The sequence below is a fragment of the Bacillus capparidis genome, from assembly GCF_017832095.1.
In the GTDB taxonomy this organism is placed as follows: Bacteria; Bacillota; Bacilli; order Bacillales; family Bacillaceae; genus Bacillus; species Bacillus gobiensis.
The window spans coordinates 271,414-293,519 of record NZ_JAFDST010000002.1; the positions used below are offsets into that span (position 1 = coordinate 271,414).

The following is a 22,106-nucleotide window of genomic DNA, read 5'->3' on the forward strand; positions in this document are numbered from 1 at the left end:
CTCCTTTAGTTTTCGAAGTAACTGTTTTTCTTTAAAAATTCCTCGGCAATGACTGCCGGTTCCCTTAGTTTTCCATCGGCTTCGTAATTCAGCTTCTGCATCGTCTCCGTATCAATTTTCCCTATCAATCGTTGAAGGATGTCCCCGAGTTCAGGATGCTCCTTCAACAGATCAGCAGAAATGACTGGAGAAGCATCATACGGAGGGAAAAACTTTTTATCATCTTCAAGGACTTTCAGATTATACGCTGAAATCCGTCCGTCTGTCGTATAGGCTAGTGCTACATCCATTTTATTTGTATCCAGTGCATCATACACGAGTCCGATTTGCATCGGATAAATGGTTCCGAACTTAAAACCATACGTATTTATAAATCCTTCGTATCCGTCCCCTTTTCTTTTTAGCCAAGCGTTGTCAACGCCCCTATTATTTTCAATTTTGAGTTAATTATGTTTCATTAAAGGTTGATTGGCTTAAAGGTGGATATAAATGTTGGAAGAAAATGAAGAGTTTAAAATCAAAAAAATCGAGGATCAATTTATTGATAGATTTGCTGAAAATATTAACACGTACGGTATTTCACCGACAGTTGGCCGTGTCCTAGGGTTGATCTACATGAACAGAAAGCCGATGACTCTAAATGAGCTCTCAGAAGCTTCAGGAATGAGCAAAACACGAATGAGCCAGGTTGTCCGTAAAATGGTTAATTTAAATATCGCAGAAAAAGTGTTCGAAAAAGGTTTTCGTAAAGACTTATATAACGTAGAACAAGATTATTACCAAACCTTTATCGCTGTCTTTTCTACAAACTGGGGAAAGCTAGCCCACAAAAATAAAATGACAGGAAAAAAACTGCAAAAAGAGCTTTCAGAAATACTATCGAGTGAAGACGAGTTAACTGAAGAGGCTGAAGTAAAAATTAATGAGCTTCTTGAAGAAACCAGACTATTATTAAACTATATCAATTGGCTCGACAGACTCGTTGATTTTTTTGAAAGTGAAGAAATATTTAAGCACGTGCCTAAAACGTAGGATTTCAGGTAGCTCCGTCTTTAATGCGGCGGGGGCTTTTTGGTTCGGCTGCAGCTTCGATCTTGATATAAACGGATACAATCCGTTAGCTGTTTAACTTATCGGCGAAATTTACAATATATCGATTATTCGACAAATTCCTTGAAAAATCGACCACATAAAAAAGGAGCAACCCAGGGCCCTGAGTTACTCCTTTATCAGAATTGCTTATTTGCTTAGGTTATAGAAAGATGCTAAGCCGTCATATTTTGCTGTTTCAGCAAGCTGGTCTTCGATACGAAGAAGCTGGTTGTATTTCGCAACACGGTCAGTTCTTGAAGGTGCACCAGTTTTGATTTGGCCTGCATTTGTTGCAACTGCGATGTCGGCAATTGTGCTGTCTTCAGTTTCACCAGAACGGTGAGAAATAACAGCTGTGTATCCAGCGCGTTTTGCCATTTCGATTGCATCGAACGTTTCAGTCAATGTACCGATTTGGTTCACTTTGACAAGGATTGAGTTTCCAACGCCGTTTTTAATACCTTCAGATAGCTTTTTCGTGTTTGTAACGAACAAGTCATCTCCTACAAGCTGAACTTTGCTTCCAATACGTTCAGTAAGGAGCTTGTGGCCTTCCCAGTCATTTTCGTCAAGACCGTCTTCGATTGAGATGATTGGGTATTTCGAGCATAGGTCTTCGTACCAATCAACCATTTCAGCTGATGTTTTAACAACACCTTCACCTGCAAGATGGTATTTGCCATCTTCTTTGTTAAAGAACTCTGAAGAAGCTGCATCCATAGCAAGTTTAACTTCTTCTCCAGGCTTAAACCCTGCTTTTTCGATCGCTTCTACGATCGTTTGAAGAGCTTCTTCGTTTGAGCCAAGGTTAGGTGCAAAGCCGCCTTCATCACCTACAGCCGTATTTAAACCTTTTTCTTTAAGAACCGCTTTTAAGCTGTGGAAAATTTGTGCGCCCGTACGAAGTGCTTCACTGAACGTTTTCGCTCCAACAGGCATAATCATAAATTCTTGAATGTCCACGTTGTTGTCAGCGTGCTCTCCACCGTTTACGATGTTCATCATCGGAACCGGAAGAGTTTTTGCGTTGAAACCGCCAAGATACTGATAAAGAGGGATTTCAAGGAAATCAGCTGCAGCACGGGCAACAGCCATTGAAACACCAAGAATCGCATTTGCGCCAAGCTTGCCTTTGTTTTCTGTTCCATCAATCTCGATTAATAATTGGTCAATTGCAACTTGATCAGTAATGTCAAGGCCGACAAGCTTTGGTGAAATGGTTTCATTTACGTTGTTAACTGCAGTTAAAACACCTTTTCCAAGGTAACGGTCTTTATCTCCGTCACGAAGCTCAACTGCTTCGTATTCACCTGTAGAAGCTCCGCTTGGAACCAATGCGCGTCCAAATGCTCCTGACTCTGTATAAACCTCTACTTCTACTGTTGGATTCCCACGGGAGTCCAATACTTCACGTGCATAAACATCAACAATGTATGGCATGTTTTTTTCTCTCCTTATCCTCATTTAGTAATTAATGAAGTTCCTGTCATTTCTTTTGGCTGTTCTACGTTCAACAAATCCAATAACGTTGGAGCAAGATCCCCAAGTTTACCGCCTTCACGCAAGGTAATCCCTTCCTTGGTTACAATAACAGGTACCGGATTAGTCGTATGGGCAGTATGGGGTTCACCGTTTTCAGCGATTAGTACATCGGAATTCCCATGATCAGCAGTAATAATTGCATTTCCGCCTTTGGCTAGAATCTTATCGACAACTTCACCTAAGCATTCATCTACTGCTTCAATCGCTTTAATTGTCGGCTCAAGCTTCCCAGAATGACCTACCATATCTGGATTCGCAAAGTTAAGTATGATCGCATCATGCTTATCCGCTTCGATTTCCTTCACAAGTGCGTCTTTGACTTCATAAGCACTCATTTCCGGTTTCAGATCATAGGTAGCCACTTTCGGAGAATCAATTAAAATTCGTTCTTCCCCGGGAAATTCCTCTTCGCGTCCGCCGCTCATAAAGAAGGTGACGTGTGGATATTTTTCCGTTTCTGCAATTCTCAGCTGCTTTAACCCTTTTTGAGACAATACTTCTCCAACCGTATTATCCAGATTTACCGGTTTAAATGCGACATAACCATCCACGCTCTCGCTAAAGTGCGTTAAGCAGACAAAATACAAATCTTGAGGATGTTTGTCACCCCGGTCAAAGGAACGAAAATCTTTATTCGTGAACGTGTTCGAAATTTGAATGGCACGATCCGGCCTGAAATTGTAGAAAATAACAGAATCCTGATCTTTAATTGTCGCAACAGGCTCTCCATTTTCTCTCGTAATGACGGATGGAATAACAAATTCATCATAAATTCCATTCGCATAGGAATCTTTAATGACATCCTGTGCACTGCTGTAGGATGGGCCATCACCATAAACCATCGAACGGTAAGCCTTTTCGACACGATCCCAGCGCTTATCACGATCCATTGAGTAATATCTTCCAGTGATCGTGGCAATTTCACCTACGCCAAGCTCATCCATCTCTTTTTGAAGCTCGGTAATATACTTGCTGGCCGTTTGCGGACCTACATCGCGTCCGTCAAGAAATCCATGCACATAAACCTTTGTTAGTCCTTCTTGCTTTGCAAGCTTCAAAAGAGAAAACAAGTGGTTGATGTGGCTGTGAACTCCACCATCAGAAAGAAGTCCGAACAAATGTAAGCTTGTTCCTTTTTCCTTGGCATGATTCATCGCATCAAGAAAAGTTTGATTTTTTTCAAATTCCCCTTCACGAATCGCTTTGTTAACGCGTGTTAAACTCTGGTAAACAATTCGTCCGGCACCAATGTTCAAATGCCCTACTTCGGAATTTCCCATTTGACCTTCAGGCAGACCAACAGCTTCACCAGAAGCTTGGAGCGTTTGGTGAGGATAGTTGTTCCAATAGCGGTCAAAGTTTGGTTTATTCGCTTGGGCTACGGCGTTACCATCGGTTTGTTCCCGTAAAGCAAATCCGTCCAAGATAATAAGAGCACAAGGCTTCTTACTCATACTTGCCCTCCTCCAATAGCTGAAGGAAAGATTGCGGTTCGAGGCTCGCACCGCCGACAAGAGCGCCATCAATATCAGACTGCGCCATATATTCTTTAATATTTGCAGGTTTCACGCTGCCGCCATACTGAATGCGAATTTTCTCGGCTGTTTCTTTGCCGAATTCTTCGGCAACTGTATTGCGGATATGAGAACAAACATCATTTGCATCAGCTGCAGTTGAAGACTTCCCTGTTCCAATTGCCCAAATCGGTTCATATGCAATAACAGATTCAGCAATCTGATCATTTGTCAATCCGGCTAACGCTTTCTTCACTTGATCAGCGACTAAATCATTTGTTCTTCCAGCTTCACGCTCTTCAAGCGTTTCTCCGCAGCAAATAATCGGCACAATTCCATATTTGAAAGCTGCATGTGCTTTTTTATTAACTGATTCATCAGTTTCAGCAAAAAGCTCGCGTCTTTCGGAATGGCCAATTACAGAGTACTGAACCCCAAGATCTTGAAGAGCAAGGGGACTGATTTCTCCGGTAAACGCTCCGCTCTCTTCAAAATACAAGTTTTGTGAACCGATTTTTAACCCTGTACCTTTAGCTGATTCAACCAATCTTTCCAAAAACAGTGCTGGTGAACAGATAACTGCATCAACCTTGTCTGATGATGGCAAAGAGGTTTTTACTTCCTCTGCAAAACTGACTGCTTCACCTAACGTTTTATTCATTTTCCAGTTTCCAGCGATAATTGGTTTTCTCATTAGCCACACATCCTTTAAAAGCAATTTTTATTTATCGTTTAAAGCGACTACTCCAGGAAGCTCTTTGCCTTCCATAAATTCAAGAGATGCACCGCCGCCAGTTGACATGTGGCTCATTTGTTCAGCTAAGCCGAATTGTTCAACAGCAGCCGCGGAGTCTCCTCCCCCAATTATGGAATATGTATCTTTGGCTTCAGCAAGAGCTTCTGCAACAGCCTTAGTTCCTTTTTCGAATGTTTCAAGCTCAAACACGCCCATTGGACCGTTCCAAACGACTAATTTGCTGCTTTTAATAACATCCGCATAGGTTTTTGCTGTTTTTTCTCCGATATCAAGCCCTTCCCAATCACTTGGGATTTCACTGATCGGAACATTTTTCGTATTTGCATCATTTGAAAAATCATCAGCTATCAAAACATCTTCAGGCATGTAGAAGTTTACGCCTTTTTCTTTTGCACGTTCGATAAAAGACTTTGCAAGCTCAATTTTATCTTCTTCCAATAGGGATTTACCAATTTCATAGCCCTGTGCTTTGACGAAAGTATAAGCAAGACCGCCGCCAATAATTAAATTATCGACTTTGTCCATTAGGTGCTCAATAACACCGATTTTATCTTTCACTTTCGCACCGCCAACAATCGCAGTGAATGGGCGTTCAGGATTAGAAAGCGCTTTTCCGAGTACCTCAAGCTCTTTTTCCATCAGAAAACCGGCAACCGCAGGAAGATGCTCTGCAATACCAGCTGTTGAAGCATGCGCGCGATGTGCTGCACCAAAAGCATCGTTCACATAAACATCTGCAAGCTCGGCAAATGCTTTAGAAAGCTCAGGATCATTTTTTTCTTCTCCCGGATAAAAACGGACGTTTTCCAATACAAGAATGTCTCCATTCTGTAAGGAATTGACTTCCGATTTCACCGCGTCGCCATATGCTTCATCCGCTTTTTTCACTTCTTTGCCAATGAGCTGCTCGAGTCGTTTCGCTGTTGGATTTAAACGAAGCTCCTCAACAACCTGACCTTTTGGACGTCCCAAGTGGCTGGCAATTAATACTTTTGCTCCTTGCTCTGACAAGTATTTTATTGTCGGAAGAGCTGCTCGAATTCTAGTATCATCTGTTATTTCTCCATCTTTCAATGGCACGTTGAAGTCAACCCGCAAAAATACAACACGGCCGTTCACATCAATGTCTTTTACTGATTGTTTGTTCATACCCGTCCAGAACCTCCTTTTGTCCGATTGGTTTCCCTAGTACTTTCACTTCTTAGAAAGAAAACAAGGGAAAGGGATGTGTCCCCTTCCCTTGTCCGTTTTCATTATAGCGTTTCTTATGGAAAGAACCAAGTCTTGTCTTACAGACCTTGTTTCGCGATATATGCAGCAAGGTCAACAACACGGTTGGAATATCCGCTTTCGTTATCGTACCAAGAAATAACTTTTACCATACGGTCTTCCATAACCATTGTTGATAGTGCATCGATTGTAGAAGATGCAGGATCACCATTGTAGTCTTTTGATACAAGCGGCTCATCGCTGTAAGCAAGAATTCCTTTTAGATCGCCTTCAGCAGCTTCTTTTAATGCTGCGTTTACTTCTTCAGCAGTTACGTCTTTATCAAGCTCGGCAACCAAGTCAACAAGAGAAACGTTAGGAGTCGGTACACGCATCGCTCCTCCGTTTAATTTGCCTTTTAGCTCAGGCAATACAAGTGAAACAGCTTTTGCAGCACCAGTTGTTGTTGGAATAATGTTTTCACCTGCAGCACGAGCACGACGATAGTCTTTATGCGGAAGATCAAGAATTTGCTGATCATTCGTGTAAGAGTGGATTGTTGTCATCATTCCGCGTTTGATACCGAATTTTTCATGCAATACTTTTGCAAACGGTGCAAGGCAGTTTGTCGTACAAGAAGCGTTACTGATAACGTTGTGGGAAGCTGCATCGTATTTATCTTCGTTAACTCCCATTACGATAGTAATATCTTCTTCGCTTGCCGGTGCAGAAATGATAACTTTTTTCGCGCCGCCTTCTAAATGCTTCGCTGCATCTGCACGTTTTGTGAAGAATCCAGTAGATTCAACAACAACTTCAACACCAAGGTCACTCCAAGGTAATTTTGAAGGGTCACGTTCAGAAAGAACTTGAATTTCTTTCCCGTCTACTACAAGATTAGAACCATTTACAGAAACTTCACCATCAAGTTTTCCATGAACAGTGTCATATTGTAAAAGATGAGCAAGCATGTTAGCGTCAGTTAAATCGTTAACTGCCACTACCTCAACTTCAGAATTTTTTAATGCTGCACGAAAGACATTACGGCCAATACGACCAAATCCATTAATACCGACTTTTACAGCCATGTTTTTTTCCTCCTTTGGTAAGTGAAAAAATATTTATATTGAGGGATTCTAGGAATCCCTTAATAACTGTTTTGCGGCCCCTTCATCAGTGACCAATACCGCCGTGTTGCGGTTTTTTTTGAAATATGCTTCAATTGCCGCTGCTTTGGAAGCCCCTCCGGCCACAGCGATAATATCAGGAAATGAAGGAAGGTCATCGAGCTGAATGCCCACGGAGTGGACTCTGTTGACGACTTCGCCATCCTGATTGAAATAGTACCCAAAGGCTTCTGCAACTGCATGATTTTGTTCAATCATTTGCATATCCTCTACTGGCGTATTTCTGCGAATTGCCATCGTCTTAGCATCACCAATTCCATGAATAACCATCGTTGCCGCTTTAATTACGTTTAGCAGCTCTTTAATCGTTGGTTCTTCAATAATAGAATGGTAAGATTCTGCGCTAAGCTGGCCGGGAACATGCAACAACTTATAGTTCCCCAATGCTTTTTCCGCCATATCGGCACAAATCGTGTTGGCTTGGTTTTTCACATTTTCTCCAAGCCCGCCTCTTGCCGGTACAAATAAAAGTTTTCGGTTTTTCGGGTCAGGGCTGAGCATGTCTGCAACAGCTGCCATTGTCGTTCCACCCGTTACAGCGACGATATTTTCTCCTACCCAGCGGTCTTTCATACATGCCGCTGCAGCTCTCCCCATTTCTTTTTTCACCCATGGGGATTGATCACTGTTTCCGGATACGATAATGACATTCTCTAGACTTAGCCTCTCCTTTAATTTCATTTCCAAACGGGTAAGTCCTGAAACATCTTTCATCGTTTCTTCAAGGATCGTAAGCAAGGACGACCCTTCCATCGTCAAAGACATTCCGCTCGGCTTAATATCAAGGAGATCCTGGTCTTTCAGGAATTGCACCTCTGCGCGGAGGACTCGTTCACTAATTCCCAGGCTTTGTGCCAGGCTTCTGCGGCCAATCGGTTCAGTAAGCCTAATGTACTGCAGAATTTCATAACGTTTTTGCATGATTTGAAGAAGGTCAGGCAATAATTTTTTTTGAGCATGAATTAATTGATTCATTTCTTGAACGTTCCTTTCCAAATTCCCTATTGGACATAAAATGTCCCAGTATGACTAAAAACGTCCCACCTTTGCCAAAAAAAAATCTTTCCTTCTTTCAATATCTATTCTAGCAGGAGTTTAAAAAAGATACAAGGTTATTGACTGCTCAATTTCACTTGCAAAATGCCTGTTTAATTAAGAATATTCCCATTTTCATTATTTGTTAAACGAAAATTTACATTAACTTTAAAAACAGGTATTTGAAATTTCCTATTATTTCTTACTTGTCATAAATACTTGCTCCAAAAGGGTTCCATTTGGAGTATAAACCTTTTTAAAGCCTGCTTCCTGTAAAATATCGACTAACGAATGATTCGATTCAGGCAGATTATATGTCATACGATGAATCGATTCGTTTGCCTGGAACACATAATTGATCATATATTTGAGAACTTCTTCTTTATTATGTATGTGTCTGTCACATTCACACTGGTACAAGATTATCGATTGCAGATTCCCTTCGCCATTAAATACCCTTCTGTATAAAGCATATCCAAGCACATTTTCCGAAGAATCCTTGACAACCAATGATTCTCCATCACGAATATGCTGCCACTGTGTTTGCCATGGAATGGAATCGTTGTAAAGCACAAGTTTGCCGATATCTTTCGGAAGACCATATTCGATCGAATAAGCATTTTTGTTTGCATCCTGAAACAAATCCTCTTTTCTCCTCCCTTTCAGCTCAAGAAATAGCAAATGGTCGATTATCTTATACCCGTACTTTTCATATAATCTAATCGCTTTTTCATTGACACTGAATGCTTCAAGACTGGCAATCTCAACCCCTTCTCTTTCATAAACATCCATGGATTCCTTCATTAATTTACTGGCAACTCCCGATTTTCTGTGAGAAGGCGCAACGCTTGTGCCGCCATTCCAAGCCCATTTCTTCCCGTTCATCGTCTTTATGCCATTTAGGATCAGGCCGACGGGCTCCTCTTCACAGTATGCGACAAACGAATAAGATGGTGAAAGATCTTCTTTTCCGAGACGATGGGTAAACTGGTCAACTGTCATTTGAGAAGAAGAAAAATAATCCTCGAATCTTTGTTCCATGCGCTGACAGCATCCGAAAGAGGACATTCGCTTAGTAATTTTATGGTTATCATTGTTCATTAGTCTCCTTGTTTCTTTTTAAGCTCTAATTCTGCAAAAATCCTTTAATTCCTTTTTGAAAGAGTCAAATTACACTTGATCGAGGTATTTGACAACCGTCCTGTTTGAATTCATTTTTATAAACAAGAAAAAACCCTTAAAGTGGGTTTTTTAATAAACATACAATTCATTTTTTCTCATTTTTTTATTGTTTAAAAGCGCGCCTAACAGCTTTCCTTTTGAAGCTTCCAACGCATCCTTCGCTTTTTTTGCATCTTCATTTTTCGTTTTGCTGCTTGCGATCACAAGAATGCTTCCATCGGTTTGGTTGGCCAGAATTTGCGCATCAGCAACGGCAAGAATGGGCGGTGAGTCGAAAATCACGAGACTGTACCGATCATACGCTTGAACCAGCAGGTCTTCCATCGCTCTCGAGGATAATAATTCCGCAGGGTTTGGAGGCGTAGGACCGCTTGTCAACAGGTCCAGATTCTCTACGGTGCTTGCTTGTACCGCATTTTCCAATGTACGTTGCCTCATTAATACGTTCGTTAACCCTATTGAATTATCCAATTGAAACAGGCCGTGGTTTGTTGGCTTTCTCAAGTCACCATCAATTAGCAGAACCTTTTTTTCCTGTTGGGCAAACACGACAGCGAGATTAGCAGCAATAAATGATTTTCCTTCACTAGAATGTGCTGAAGTAACCAATATGGAACGGATATGATCCTCCATTGATGAAAATTCAATATTTGTCCGTATCGTTCTGAATTGCTCCACGATCGGAGATTTCGGCTGAAACATTGCAATAATCGAACGCGGATTGTCTTTCGTCATTTTCTTCTTCAGTCTCAAGCCTTTCACCTCATATCAGATGATTTGTTGATTGGATTATAATTTATATTTTTTTTCGTGAAAAAGGGGAAAATAAGTTGTTTGGTTCTTTTTAAAGAACAAAAACATTCTTTTTCTTCTATTATCTATCATTCTCTTACAATTTTTAATTTTATAAAGAACATTAATTGCTTTATAATGAACAAAAAGGTTTGTCCTACAGAGGAGATTTGAAGATGATAGGGAAAGTGATTCGAATCTATCGGAGAAGAAAAGGAATATCAATCAATCATCTTGCGGAAATATCAGGAGTTTCTAAATCCTATTTAAGCAAGATTGAACGCGGGGTTCATGTCAATCCCTCTGTACAGTTCTTAAAAAAAATCAGCTCTACCCTGGAAGTAGAACTAAAAGAATTATTTGATGCAGAAACCATTCTTCACAAAAAAAATACAGAGGATGAAGAATGGAGATCCGAACTATTATCTGCAGTCAAATCAGGAATGGGAAAAGAAGAGCTCATTTCTTTCACCAATCAATTAAAAAACAAGCCCGAAAAACAAATACATACTTCCGCAAGATCGCTTATCACTTCGAATCTGGATGAATGGAGAAAGCTAATGATAGAAGCGAGGGAAATTGGTCTTACCGTTGAAGAAGTGAGGCAATTTTTGAAACGGTGACCTTTTTTCTGAGAAGGCTAGATAATCAAAATAAATATGGATTGAGAAAATGCTAAAAAGCCCTGCCTAGAACAGGACTTTTGACTAAATATGCTATATGTTATGTTTAAAACAATAATGGTTCACCAATTCTTCTATTTGATCATGGTCAGGAAAATCACTATTGAATTCAAATTGAATCTCCTCGACAAACTTTCCATGATGATACACATGAATGGCTCCATTTTGTTTGATTACACTATACTCTGGTTCAAACGTATAGCCATTACGTTCAATGGCGCCCATACTTATTTCCCGCCTTTCTTAAAACAACAATTCATAAACCTCATTCAATTCCCGGCTTCGTTGATGGTCCTGTTCGTCTTGAGCGTATTTGATTTCTTTTCCCAGCACATGATCCAAAAAGTCCATCTCTTCATCGTTTAAATCCTTAACGAACTCCTCCTCATTCGAATAATGCTTCGCGAGCATCTTCTTATATATTTTCTGACAGACATCGCTATCCAAATAATTCGACATTGACTCCCTTAAATATCCTAAGGTCTTATCCATATCTCAATCTCCTTTCTTCCATCTTTAGCTTGCAGAAAGAAAAGCATTCTATACACAAAATTTTTATACACCCCTCCATCAGTTTATATATAAAAACTAGAAAAATTCTCTTATTAAGTGGAATTTTGATACTGGATCTATGTTAGAGTATTTTGTAAAAAAGTTTGATCATTTTCTTCTATTATTCAATTAATTACGGAACGATCATTCCTCTTCTTATTTTCCCCAATTTATAGTTTCTAATGTCCAATTATTGTTTTGAAATTCCTATATATATCTATTAAACTTCTTTTATCCTCTTTTCCATTAACTCTTTAAATTCTCCATAATAAAAAAAGCCCCTTAAGACAGGTCGTCTTAAAGGACTATTCGGAAATAAATCAGCACATCATTGTTTTCTGGGAAAGCCATAGCTCTTCGCACTCCACGCTATAATCAACGCAAGAAGCAACAGAATCACCAGCACTCCTGGAAAAGCCTGTACTCCAACAAGTTCTAACAAGATACCACCCGCAATGCCTCCACCAGCGATTGCTAGATTCCATACTGTGGTATTAATAGGCATTACGATATCAACACCTTCTTCACCGCTTGCATCGGCAAGCGCCGTTTGCAACAGCGTAGCGGCACCGCCGAAGGTAAGTCCCCATAAAGCCACAGACGCATAAACGACTGATGCCGTCGTGGCGCCCGCCCATAGTGCTACGGAAACCAGCGCAAAGCCGAGCAGACTGAGCAATACAAGTATGCGTAGCTTACGGTCTATTAACAGGCCAACAATCCAGATGGAGACAAGTGCGGCTAAACCAAAGACCAGCAAGACAAGATCGACACGTTCTCCGAGTCCGGAAGGCTCGAGAAACGGCGCAATATACGTATATAAAATATTGTGTGCCAACATCCAGAATAGCACCACCATGAGAATCGGACGTATGCCGGGCAAAACAAACACCTGACCGACGGTCATTCTTTGACCTGCAGGCTGCCCAGGATAATCCGGCACCTTCCACAGCACCCATACAATTAAAACAAGAGTCAGAAGAGACATGAGTCCGAATACTCCGCGCCATCCGATCAGGTCACCGAGCAAGGTGCCGATCGGCACTCCGAATGTGAGAGCAATCGGCGTTCCTACCATTGCGACAGCCAAGGCACGCCCTCTTAATGCATCCGGTACCATACGCCGTGCATAACCGGCAATCATCCCCCAAGCAGCACCGGCAGCTACACCGGCGAAAAATCGAGCGATTAGCGTCAAAGCATAGCTGCTTGACAGGGCGGTAATCGTGTTAAATATGAAAAATCCCGTAATGATGACAAGCAGAAGCGGACGTCGTCGCACCCCTCCGGTAAACATGGCGAATGGAATTGCCGCTACAATTGAACCAATAGCATAAGAAGTTACGAGCTGACCAGCCATTCCATTTGTAATATTCAGTCCTTGCGAGATATACGGTAGTAAACCGGCTGGAATGGTTTCTGTACAAATACAAATAAAACCTGTCATTGCAAGAGCCAGCAGTGCTAGCCAAGGAAGGCGTGCAGGGATGCTGGTTGATTTAACAGCACTGGTAGTTGAAAGTTGAGACAAAATATTTCCCCCTTAACGTATTAATCAATTATGGAACGATTAATCCACATATTAAATCTAAACGTATTCACTTGTCAAGAACTTTTGGATCGATTAGTATAAAATTAATAAAGGAGGTTATTCTTATGCCACGAACGGGTCGCCCCCGCACATTTAATCGTGACGAGGCTGTTGTTGCCGCGATGCTTCTGTTCTGGGAACATGGCTTTGAATCCACTTCACTTGCTCAGTTGCGCGATGCGATGGGAGGTATATCAGCCGCGAGTTTTTACGCGGCATTCGAATCCAAGGAAGCACTGTTCTGCGAAGCGATGGATAAATATATCTCAACTTATGGACAGGTTTCAGAAAGTTTCAGGGATAAAAGCATATCACCAAAAGTGGCAATTGAACGGGGATTACGGAAATCGGCACGGATGCAGACAGAGAAATCCCATCCTCTAGGTTGTCTGTTGGTTTTGTCCGCTATAACTTGTTCTCCTGAGCAAAAACACATGCAAGATATGCTCTCTGAGGAACGAAAAAGGGTCCGCGGTTGGATAAAAGATTGTATAGAACGGGCCGTAGCAAATGGTGAGTTGCGCGATTCTACGGATATCCCCATGCTGGTTACCTTGTTTGAAACATTTCTTCGGGGTATTTCTACACAAGCCCGGGACGATGTTCCATATGAGGCAATTGACGCAGCCATAACTCAACTGATGAGCGTATGGGATGCATTATCTTAGTGATGCTGCACCCGGCTCCGAGATTAACGTCGTTAGGATTTCTAATCATCGTTGTTAAAAAAGGTTCATGGCGAGTGAAGGGAACGTCATGAACCTTTTAATCATTGAAGAACAGGGAATACATAGGAAGGGAATCAGTACATTCACTTGTCATTTTGTCATTAATTGGTGTACACTCTTGTTATCTAACAACAAAGTGAATAGTTAATGCCAGGTCATTTACTTCTTTGTTCTGTACCTATTAAAGATTTTCATAATACTAGACCAATCTATCTTGTCTCTCGTACGGAAAAGATAGGGAGAGCTCTTTTTAAAACACTTATGACCTAAAACACACCTTTAGACAATATCTCTAAAAGGGTAAAATAGTGCAACTTTATTTCAAATCCACAATCTAACTCGTGTCCATACATCTATACTAACTCCATACAATCAATACAATTTCATAAAGATAAGGAGATTTTATATGGTTGAAAAACAAATAAATCTGCGGTCTTTTGAAACGGAAGATATTAAGGAGCTCCATCGGTGGTCAAATGATCCAGCTTCAATCTTAATGGTCGGTCGAACTCCGCAAACTTTTGAGCAAGTTGAAAAGCATGTAGAGAAAAAAAGACAAAACGGAGATGTTTTGTTTGCTGTTGAAAATGAAGAAAATAAACTAATAGGATGGGTCTTTCTTCAAAATATTGAGCATGAGCATGGAAGAGCCGGCATTGGTATTCTTCTTGCCCCTGAAGCTCGAGGTCAAGGCTATGGTAAATATGTGATGGAGAAAGCGATTGATATTGGATTTAATCAATTTCGATTAAATAAAATCTATTTAACTACAAGAGGCATTAACAAACAGGCTATTTCACTTTACGAAAAGATCGGATTTGTTGTAGAGGGAAAGTTAAGAAAACATGCTTATGTAGATGGAAGTTACTATGATACATACTTTATGGGGATTTTACGATCTGAATGGGAACAAAGAAATAATGAAATTGATTAAACACGAAAAAATCCATAAAAATAGCAAGGGGTGCATATCGCTTAACCCCTTGCTATCATTGACTTTTAAGACGCGCTCGGAGGGATTCGAACCCCCGGCAGACGTGGTACCGGAAACCACCGCTCTATCCAACTGAGCTACGAGCGCATGAATAAAATGAAGCCTGCTTAATATACGAATTAAACCGTCAGCACATACGATTATACTTTATTATTTAGAGGATATCAACCATTACTTTTAGTTGTTCTTTTTAAAAAACTTTTATCACAATTTCCCGATAAGTAGTGAGTTTTGAAATACAAAAACATTTTCAGTGTTGAGCAAGCAATGTTACGATAAAGAGGAGATTGCTTCAGGTGGTTTGAAGCTTTTCAATATTGGGGAAAATGATACAGTAGTTTGGCATATTTCTAATTGGACAGAGCGTCAAAATAAAGGACAGCATATTGTTTGACCTTTATTGACCAAAAATGTATGATTGAAATACATACTTACCCTATAAGGTGAAGGAGGAGCATTATGAATTTAATACCTACAGTTATTGAACAAACAAATCGTGGGGAAAGAGCCTACGATATTTACTCAAGATTGTTGAAAGACCGTATCATTATGCTTGGATCAGGAATTGATGATAACGTGGCTAACTCCATTGTTTCTCAATTGTTGTTCTTAGAAGCAGAGGATCCGGACAAAGATATTTCCATTTACATTAACAGCCCTGGCGGTTCCATTACTTCCGGTATGGCAATCTATGATACAATGCAGCTTATCAAGCCGCAGGTTTCCACCATTTGTACCGGTATGGCTGCATCAATGGGTGCATTTTTGCTGGCAGCAGGTGAAAAAGGAAAACGCTTTGCCTTGCCAAACAGTGAAGTGATGATTCACCAGCCGCTAGGAGGCGCACAAGGTCAAGCCACTGATATCGATATTGCAGCAAAACGAATCTTGCTCCTTCGTGATAAATTAAACAAAATCTTAGCTGAACGGACTGGCCAGCCACTTGAAGTGATCGAGCGCGATACGGATCGTGACAACTTCAAATCTGCTGAGCAAGCGAAGGAATACGGTTTGATCGATCACGTTTTGACAAAAAGGGAATCTAACGACAATAACAAGTAAACTTTTCCGCCGGGTGAATCCGGCGGTTTTTTTTATTTTCTGTACCCCGGCCGGTGATTTAAAAGATTTTGGTAAGCAAAACCCTTCACTTCATCTTCTTTATAATGTTTGAGAAGTTCATTAATTAAATGTTGATAGCAAGAAGCGTCCTCTAAGCCTTCGACAAATGCTGAGATCCCATCGAAGTCCGAGCCAAAGCAAATTTGATCGACTCCGCCGAGACTGCAAAAATGGTCAATGTGTTTCATTACATCAGATATGTCTGCCTTTTCGTCTTCTTTAACGAAAGGCGGGTAATAAACGACACTAATGAAGCCATTCTTTTCAAAAATGCTCTGTGCCTGTTGATCAGTAAGGTTTCTTTGGTGGTTACAAATTGTCTTTGAATTTGAATGGCTTGCAATTGGAAAGTCGGCAATTTCCATCACATCCCAAAATGCTTTCTCGCATAGATGCGAAACATCAGTCAATACACTGTATTCATTATTTAATCGGACGACTTCCTTCCCAAGCTCAGTTAGTCCTGCTCCTCTCGGCTCATCAGCTCCATCTGCGCACAGATTGGCATGATTCCATGTTAATCCGACAGACCTTACCCCTAATTGGTAAAGGGTTCTTAATTTGGTAAGATCGTTGCCAAAAGCATCAGCTCCCTCTAAAGTGAGAACGGCTCCTATTTGATTGTCTTGCAGCCGGTCAATATCTGCCCAGCAATCGATTTTTTTCATTGTCGGATTGTTCGCTAAAACCTCTGTATGAAAAAGATTGATCTGATCTAAAGCAACTTGGAATTTTTCATCCGATTTCACTTCAGGCTCCACGAAGACAGCAAAAAACTGTAACCAGACATTTCCTTCCTTTAACCTGCTGATATTTGTTTGAAGTTCCGGAGAATCAGAAAATCTTAGTGACCTATTTTGATATAATCGATATAAAACATCACAATGTGTGTCTGCTACTTTCAACAATTACCAGCTCCTTTATTACCGTCTTGGCGGGAATCAGAGTATGACAAAAAATAGTGAAAAAGGGCGCTGTTATCATTTTATCCGACCATTTTTAAAATTTATCCGACCTTCATTAAAATATATCCACCCATCATCAAGAAATATGCTCCCAGCCCTCTTTCCCAAACAAAAAAAGGGCCCCTTTGGCCCCGCTGCTTAACCGATTTCCGTCCACTTCTTTTTCAAGTCCGGAAATGTGAAACTTTTCATTAATTGGACAAGCTCTTCTGGATAGGATGAAGAATGTATCAGCTTCAGATGAGATTCATTGGAAAATCCTTCTTGAATGCTGTATTTAACCATTTGCATCATTGGCTCGAAGTATCCGTTAATATTGTAAAGCCCGATTGGTTTTTTATGTATGCCGATTTGCGCCCAGCATAACACCTCGAACAATTCCTCATAGGTTCCAAAGCCACCCGGCATCGCGATATAGCCGTCAGATAGCTCACTCATTTTTGCTTTGCGTTCATGCATGCCGTTTACCTCGATCAGCTCTGTCAGCTCGCGGTGGACCACTTCACCTGAGAACAGCCCTTTAGGCATAACCCCGATGACCTCTCCGCCATTTTCTAAGATGGTGTTCGCAATTTCACCCATCAAGCCGATTTTGGACCCTCCGTATACAAGTCTGTACCCATTCTCAGCCATGTATTTTCCGAGGTCTTTTGCCTTCGTACGATATTCTTCATTTACACCCGGGTTCGACCCTGCAAACACACATATTGTCTTCATTTTTGTCATCTCCGCTTATGTATATTGTCTTCAATAAAATACATTTTACTATATCTGAATGACAAAATGAAAGACCGTCCGGCTTTACCCGAGTGTATATTTTCCTATTTATAATCTAATTGTTGTTCGATTCGTTCTCTAACCTGCGGAACAGATAAGCCGATTATAATTTGCAGGGCGTTCCCGTTCCTGACGACTCCATGAGCGCCCAGGCTTCTGAATTCACTATCAGATTTTACTTTTGAATGATCGTTTACACTCACTCTGAGCCTTGTCGCACAGTTTGTGATCTCACTAATATTTTCCTTTCCGCCCAATGCTTCTATGCACAAAGCGGCTTGATCAGGAGCTTCCGCGCTTGCAGCGACTTCATTTTGTTTGCCGTTCTTTCTTTCTCGGTATTCCTGTTTGCTGTACATTTTCGTTTCTGCCTGATTGTCTGTTTCCCGTCCCGGAGTTGCCACATTCAGCTTTACGATTAAGAAGCGGAAGATGAAGAAATAAATGGCTGTAAAGGATAATCCGATTGCAAACTGGTAAATGTATGTCAGCCCATGGCTGCCAAATAGCGGAATCCAATTCAGCGTCATAACTTCAATGAGTCCGCCACCCATATTTCCGACAACTCCTGCCATGTACATTAATGTCGACATGGATGCCGCCAGAAGTGCATGAATGAGGAACAATAGCGGCGAAATAAAGAGAAATGTAAACTCAATCGGCTCCGTAATCCCAGCAATAACGGAAGTTAAAGTAATCGGAATCAAAAGACCGGCAACAATTTTTTTCTTTTCTTTTTTGGCCGTCACATAAATGGCTAAAGCAATTCCTGGAATCGCGAAGATCTTTGAATTTCCATGTAGAGCGAAGCCTCCTTCAGGAAAAAGCTCCTTCAGCGGCTGATTCGATGCAGAAAAATCGCCAAGGTGCTGCGCCCAATAAGTGACGATTCCACCTTCCACGACAGCCGGACCAAATACAAAAGGCGTGTAAATAAAATGATGCAGACCAGTCGGAAGAAGAATCCGTTCCAAAAACGTATAGATCCAAACTCCCAAGGCTCCTGATCCCTTTAAGAACACCTGCATGGATGCAATGCCGTCCTGAACAATCGGCCAAACATAAGACATTACAATGGCTAAAGGAATCATGACAAAAAACGAAAGAATGACAACATAAGAAGATCCTTGAAAAATACCGAGAAAATCCGGAAGCTTTTTATCAAAGTACCGGTTATGCAAATACACGACGATTGAAGAGATTAAGATCGCGCCAAATATATTTGTATCAAGGGTTTTGATCCCGGCGATCTCAGCAAGACCGCTCGTTCCTCCAACTTCCTGGCTCATATCGACACCGAAAGAATCTCCCCAAACCGTTAATATCGCACCGACAAAGTAGTTAAACGTCAAATAAGTGGTAAGCGCTTCCAAACAAGCTCTGGCTTGTGCCTTTTTCGCAAGCGCAATCGGGATCCCGATGGCAAACAGAAGTGGCATCTGCCTGAATATCGTCCAGCCCCCTTCTTCAATAACAAACCATGATTTCGACCAAAACGTGTCGGGGCTTGCTAACGTTCCCATGATTTGCTGATTTTTAAAAAGAGCGCATAATCCAACGACAATTCCTGCAAAAGCGAACAATAGGACAGGGACAAACATCGCGCTTCCAAATCGCTGAACTTTCTGCATCATCGTAATAACCCCATTTCTGATTAATTATTTTTTCCCATGAACATAATCGACATAGTTTCTGAACAAAGCCTCTCCAACTAAAAAAAACGGAACAAAAGCAGTAAGCTCTCTATCATTCTCAACTTTAACGGTTTTACTCGTTGCATATAAATTGTACGGAGTTAATTGAGCAAGCAAATTATTTTTTAAATTTGTAATCGATACAAACGGGATCCCTCTAATCGAAAGAAGTTTTGCTTGAGGGATTAGCTCCGGCGTTTCTCCAGATAGAGAAATAATAATAAGTAAGTCTTCCGGCTTGAAATCAGGAAACATCGTATCAAATTCAATTTTATCTTGAATAATTGATAAGTATTTCCGCTCTGAAACAAAGGATCGTTGAAGCTCTTTCGCGCAATTCGTTTGAGCAGTTCCTGATCCGTAGACAAAAATTCGATCCGCATCTTTAATTAGACGGCAAATTCCTTCCATATCTGTATTTCGTAAAGCTTTGATATTGGATTCAATATCACTCATTAAACTTTCAAAATAGTGATTATGAACTTCGACAGGCTTGTCCTCCCATTTTAAAAAAATACGAAATTCACTGTATCCGCTAAAATCCAGCTTCTGAGCCAAACGAAGAATCGATGACCTTGAAACATTGCACTTTTTTGCAAGTTCCGTAATGCTGTCTTGATAGCATTCCTTTTTATGGTTCAAAATGTATTTTAAAACATAGAAATCGTTTTCATTTAACTTGTTGTAGTGCTTATTAATAAGCTGTTCTAATTGCACTGCCTATTCCCTCCCCTATAATTCTATTATACATAAGGGAGGGAATAAAACAGAAGTAGTTAGATGATTGGCTGCAAAGGTTTCTCTTCCAGCTGCGGCCAATACTCTCTATTGGCTTCTATTAGATCTTCTAAAATCGCTTTTGCCACATCAGCTCCAGGCACCGTTTTCGACAGAATGATCGCCTGCCAGAGCTTTTGGGAAGATTTTTCTACCCAAGCTTCAACGACCAGCTTTTCAACTGAAACCTGCTGTTCCATTAATCCTTTCTGGAACTGAGGGATTTTTCCGACCGCCAAAGGCTCAGGTCCGTTACTGCCGACGATGCATGGAATTTCAACCATTGCCGTCGAATCAAAGTTTTCGATCGCACCGTTATTTTCAACAATCAGCAGCATTCTTTCGCCGGTATTATAAGCAATCGCTCTTGCAAGATCGACGATGTAGGAAGCGTGGTCATCAATTTCAATCTCACTGTTTTTGCTGCTGCCTTCTTCAACAATTTTCTGGCATTGCGAGAAAATAAACGCTTCCCGCCCGGCCATCACTTCATTCGCTCTTGTAAAATCCGGGTTGGACTTCTTCGCCATTTGCTGCGGGAAGAAATAGTATTGCAAATATGTGTTTGGAAGAACGTCAGGATCTGTCGCATACACATCACGTGCCTTCGTAAATGTATCATTCCAGCTTTTTTCCGTTGGATGATGATTTGCATTAGGTGTATAACCAAATTCTTTAATATGTTTTTTTAACACAGGCATTAAGTCATTTCCTTCACTGTCTTGAATTTCCGTCCACCAGCCAAAATGGTTCAAGCCGTAATACCGGACCTTCATTTCTTTTCTGGAGGAAAGGCCAGCGATTTCAGCCATACGATCCTCTATACCGACAGGCATGTCACATATGTTCAGAACCTTTGAATCAGGACGTAAGCGGCGGGTTGCTTCTGCAACAATGGCCGCTGGATTTGAGTAATTTAACATCCATGCATCTGGTGAATATTTTTCCATATAGTCGATGATCTCTAGAACTCCGCCAATGGACCGCATTCCATAAGCGATTCCGCCCGGTCCGCACGTTTCCTGGCCGACAACACCATATTTCAACGGGATTTTTTCATCCAATTCCCTCATTGCGTATTTTCCAACACGGATATGCGCCATGACAAAGTCAACGTCTGTGAAAGCCTGCTCTGGATCGTCAGTTGCTAAAAACTCGATTTCCGGCGCCTTTTCGTGGATAAAAATCTCACATGCTCCTGCGATTTTGTCCTGCCTTTCTTTATCATTATCATATAATTTCAGTTTGCGAATCGGAAACTGGTCAAGATTGTCCAAAAGCATAAGAACGATACCAGGAGTAAACGTGCTGCCACCGCCTGCAATTACTACTGAAAAAGATTTTGTCATCATTTATTCCTCCTATTCCTGTTTTCAATTCTATTTATATCACCACATGAAATCGGTTACAACAATTCTACGGTGAGTAGGGAGTTTACTCATTGTCTGTTTTTTTTCCCACTGGACGGGAAATTTCCCAGCTCATCCTGGTCGTTGAAAAAATCGTTTATTGATGTATGATGGATAGTAAAACATAGCAAAAGGGTGTTGCAATCTTGCAAATAACAGACGCAGAAAAATGGATTCTCTCATTCTATAAACAGAGAGGCTGGACGAAGTACGGTCCTTTTATTCGGACTGGTTTTTTGATGGAAGAGGTTGGAGAAGTAGCAAGAGCCGTAAGAGCTTATGAGATTGGAAGAGACAGACCCGACGAAGTTGAACAGCCGAAGGAGAAATTAAAGCAGGAGCTGATTGAAGAAATGGGTGACGTGATCGGCAATATCACCCTTCTCGCAGATATCTATGGCGTTTCTCTGGAGGAAGTCATTGCGAGTCATAAGGAAAAGCTGACGAAACGATTTGCAGAGGATCTTGGGTAGAGTTTAATGTAACGCATCCCGCTTTTTTTCA

At 41.0% G+C, this 22,106-nt stretch carries 22 protein-coding genes, 1 tRNA gene and 1 pseudogene; 6 read left to right on the forward strand and 18 right to left on the reverse strand.

Features of this window, described 5'->3' with window-relative positions; translation table 11 throughout:
* Window positions 1–5: 5 nt before the first annotated feature.
* Window positions 6–422, reverse strand: a pseudogene (locus JOC74_RS08445) (glycine betaine ABC transporter substrate-binding protein); the annotation flags it as partial.
* A gap of 70 nt (window positions 423–492) precedes the next feature.
* On the opposite strand from JOC74_RS08445, the gene JOC74_RS08450 reads away from it, so the two are divergent.
* The gene (locus JOC74_RS08450) at window positions 493–1,032 is read left to right on the forward strand and encodes a GbsR/MarR family transcriptional regulator (protein WP_053606108.1); all 540 of its coding nucleotides are present in this window, start codon (window positions 493–495) and stop codon (window positions 1,030–1,032) included.
* A gap of 207 nt (window positions 1,033–1,239) precedes the next feature.
* Here JOC74_RS08450 and eno read toward each other — a convergent pair whose 3' ends face one another.
* The 8 genes from eno to JOC74_RS08490 all read right to left on the reverse strand — a co-directional run bounded on the left by eno (window position 1,240) and on the right by JOC74_RS08490 (window position 10,253).
* Window positions 1,240–2,532, reverse strand: coding sequence for a phosphopyruvate hydratase (gene eno / locus JOC74_RS08455; protein ID WP_053604159.1), 1,293 nt, complete (start codon window positions 2,530–2,532; stop codon window positions 1,240–1,242).
* Window positions 2,533–2,552: 20 nt separating this feature from the next.
* The gene (gene gpmI / locus JOC74_RS08460; protein ID WP_053604160.1) at window positions 2,553–4,088 is read right to left on the reverse strand and encodes a 2,3-bisphosphoglycerate-independent phosphoglycerate mutase; all 1,536 of its coding nucleotides are present in this window, start codon (window positions 4,086–4,088) and stop codon (window positions 2,553–2,555) included.
* A complete protein-coding gene (tpiA, locus tag JOC74_RS08465) occupies window positions 4,081–4,842 on the reverse strand; it encodes a triose-phosphate isomerase (RefSeq protein ID WP_053604161.1) in 762 nt (253 codons plus the stop codon). Before tpiA ends, gpmI begins: the two co-directional genes overlap by 8 nt.
* Window positions 4,843–4,869: 27 nt before the next feature.
* Window positions 4,870–6,054, reverse strand: a complete 1,185-nt coding sequence (locus tag JOC74_RS08470) for a phosphoglycerate kinase (protein WP_053604162.1) — start codon at window positions 6,052–6,054, stop codon at window positions 4,870–4,872.
* Between the two features lie 140 nt (window positions 6,055–6,194).
* Window positions 6,195–7,202, reverse strand: coding sequence for a type I glyceraldehyde-3-phosphate dehydrogenase (gene gap, locus JOC74_RS08475; protein WP_053604163.1), 1,008 nt, complete (start codon window positions 7,200–7,202; stop codon window positions 6,195–6,197).
* 48 nt (window positions 7,203–7,250) lie between these two features.
* A complete protein-coding gene (locus JOC74_RS08480; RefSeq protein ID WP_053604164.1) occupies window positions 7,251–8,276 on the reverse strand; it encodes a sugar-binding transcriptional regulator in 1,026 nt (341 codons plus the stop codon).
* Window positions 8,277–8,531: 255 nt separating this feature from the next.
* The gene (locus tag JOC74_RS08485; RefSeq protein ID WP_211086119.1) at window positions 8,532–9,377 is read right to left on the reverse strand and encodes a GNAT family N-acetyltransferase; all 846 of its coding nucleotides are present in this window, start codon (window positions 9,375–9,377) and stop codon (window positions 8,532–8,534) included.
* Window positions 9,378–9,587: 210 nt separating this feature from the next.
* Entirely contained in the window at window positions 9,588–10,253 is a 666-nt protein-coding gene (locus tag JOC74_RS08490) for a CpsD/CapB family tyrosine-protein kinase (protein WP_053606109.1), read from the reverse strand.
* A 233-nt stretch (window positions 10,254–10,486) separates the two neighbouring features.
* Here JOC74_RS08490 and slrR point away from each other — a divergent pair, with 233 nt between their 5' ends.
* Window positions 10,487–10,933, forward strand: coding sequence for an HTH-type transcriptional regulator SlrR (gene slrR, locus JOC74_RS08495; protein ID WP_053604166.1), 447 nt, complete (start codon window positions 10,487–10,489; stop codon window positions 10,931–10,933).
* A 93-nt stretch (window positions 10,934–11,026) separates the two neighbouring features.
* Here slrR and JOC74_RS08500 read toward each other — a convergent pair whose 3' ends face one another.
* From JOC74_RS08500 to JOC74_RS08510, 3 genes are all read right to left on the reverse strand, one after another.
* Window positions 11,027–11,218, reverse strand: a complete 192-nt coding sequence (locus tag JOC74_RS08500; RefSeq protein WP_053604167.1) for a YbxH family protein — start codon at window positions 11,216–11,218, stop codon at window positions 11,027–11,029.
* Window positions 11,219–11,236: 18 nt separating this feature from the next.
* On the reverse strand, window positions 11,237–11,485 hold the full coding sequence (locus JOC74_RS08505) for a sigma-G-dependent sporulation-specific acid-soluble spore protein CsgA (protein WP_053604168.1): 249 nt from the start codon (window positions 11,483–11,485) through the stop codon (window positions 11,237–11,239).
* A gap of 388 nt (window positions 11,486–11,873) precedes the next feature.
* Window positions 11,874–12,992, reverse strand: a complete 1,119-nt coding sequence (locus JOC74_RS08510; RefSeq protein ID WP_192841152.1) for an MFS transporter — start codon at window positions 12,990–12,992, stop codon at window positions 11,874–11,876.
* Between the two features lie 209 nt (window positions 12,993–13,201).
* On the opposite strand from JOC74_RS08510, the gene JOC74_RS08515 reads away from it, so the two are divergent.
* Together JOC74_RS08515 and JOC74_RS08520 are read left to right on the forward strand one after the other, a co-directional pair.
* The gene (locus tag JOC74_RS08515; protein WP_053604170.1) at window positions 13,202–13,804 is read left to right on the forward strand and encodes a TetR/AcrR family transcriptional regulator; all 603 of its coding nucleotides are present in this window, start codon (window positions 13,202–13,204) and stop codon (window positions 13,802–13,804) included.
* Between the two features lie 466 nt (window positions 13,805–14,270).
* Window positions 14,271–14,798: a GNAT family N-acetyltransferase gene (locus JOC74_RS08520; protein ID WP_053604171.1), complete on the forward strand. Its 528-nt coding sequence runs from the start codon at window positions 14,271–14,273 to the stop codon at window positions 14,796–14,798.
* Between the two features lie 71 nt (window positions 14,799–14,869).
* Here JOC74_RS08520 and JOC74_RS08525 read toward each other — a convergent pair.
* Window positions 14,870–14,945 (reverse strand) — tRNA-Arg (locus JOC74_RS08525).
* 372 nt (window positions 14,946–15,317) lie between these two features.
* On the opposite strand from JOC74_RS08525, the gene clpP reads away from it, so the two are divergent.
* Window positions 15,318–15,920, forward strand: a complete 603-nt coding sequence (gene clpP, locus JOC74_RS08530; RefSeq protein WP_053604172.1) for an ATP-dependent Clp endopeptidase proteolytic subunit ClpP — start codon at window positions 15,318–15,320, stop codon at window positions 15,918–15,920.
* Window positions 15,921–15,952: 32 nt separating this feature from the next.
* Here clpP and JOC74_RS08535 read toward each other — a convergent pair whose 3' ends face one another.
* The 5 genes from JOC74_RS08535 to glvA all read right to left on the reverse strand — a co-directional run bounded on the left by JOC74_RS08535 (window position 15,953) and on the right by glvA (window position 21,545).
* Window positions 15,953–16,885, reverse strand: coding sequence for a dipeptidase (locus JOC74_RS08535; protein WP_053606110.1), 933 nt, complete (start codon window positions 16,883–16,885; stop codon window positions 15,953–15,955).
* Window positions 16,886–17,083: 198 nt separating this feature from the next.
* A complete protein-coding gene (locus JOC74_RS08540; RefSeq protein ID WP_053604173.1) occupies window positions 17,084–17,662 on the reverse strand; it encodes an LOG family protein in 579 nt (192 codons plus the stop codon).
* A 104-nt stretch (window positions 17,663–17,766) separates the two neighbouring features.
* A complete protein-coding gene (locus JOC74_RS08545) occupies window positions 17,767–19,356 on the reverse strand; it encodes an alpha-glucoside-specific PTS transporter subunit IIBC (protein WP_053604174.1) in 1,590 nt (529 codons plus the stop codon).
* 24 nt (window positions 19,357–19,380) lie between these two features.
* The gene (locus JOC74_RS08550) at window positions 19,381–20,133 is read right to left on the reverse strand and encodes a MurR/RpiR family transcriptional regulator (protein ID WP_053604175.1); all 753 of its coding nucleotides are present in this window, start codon (window positions 20,131–20,133) and stop codon (window positions 19,381–19,383) included.
* A 59-nt stretch (window positions 20,134–20,192) separates the two neighbouring features.
* Window positions 20,193–21,545, reverse strand: coding sequence for a maltose-6'-phosphate glucosidase (glvA, locus tag JOC74_RS08555; protein ID WP_053604176.1), 1,353 nt, complete (start codon window positions 21,543–21,545; stop codon window positions 20,193–20,195).
* A 203-nt stretch (window positions 21,546–21,748) separates the two neighbouring features.
* Between glvA and JOC74_RS08560 the strand changes: the two genes are divergently transcribed.
* Complete coding sequence (locus tag JOC74_RS08560; protein ID WP_053604177.1) at window positions 21,749–22,075, forward strand: MazG nucleotide pyrophosphohydrolase domain-containing protein; 327 nt, start codon at window positions 21,749–21,751, stop codon at window positions 22,073–22,075.
* Window positions 22,076–22,106: the final 31 nt, after the last annotated feature.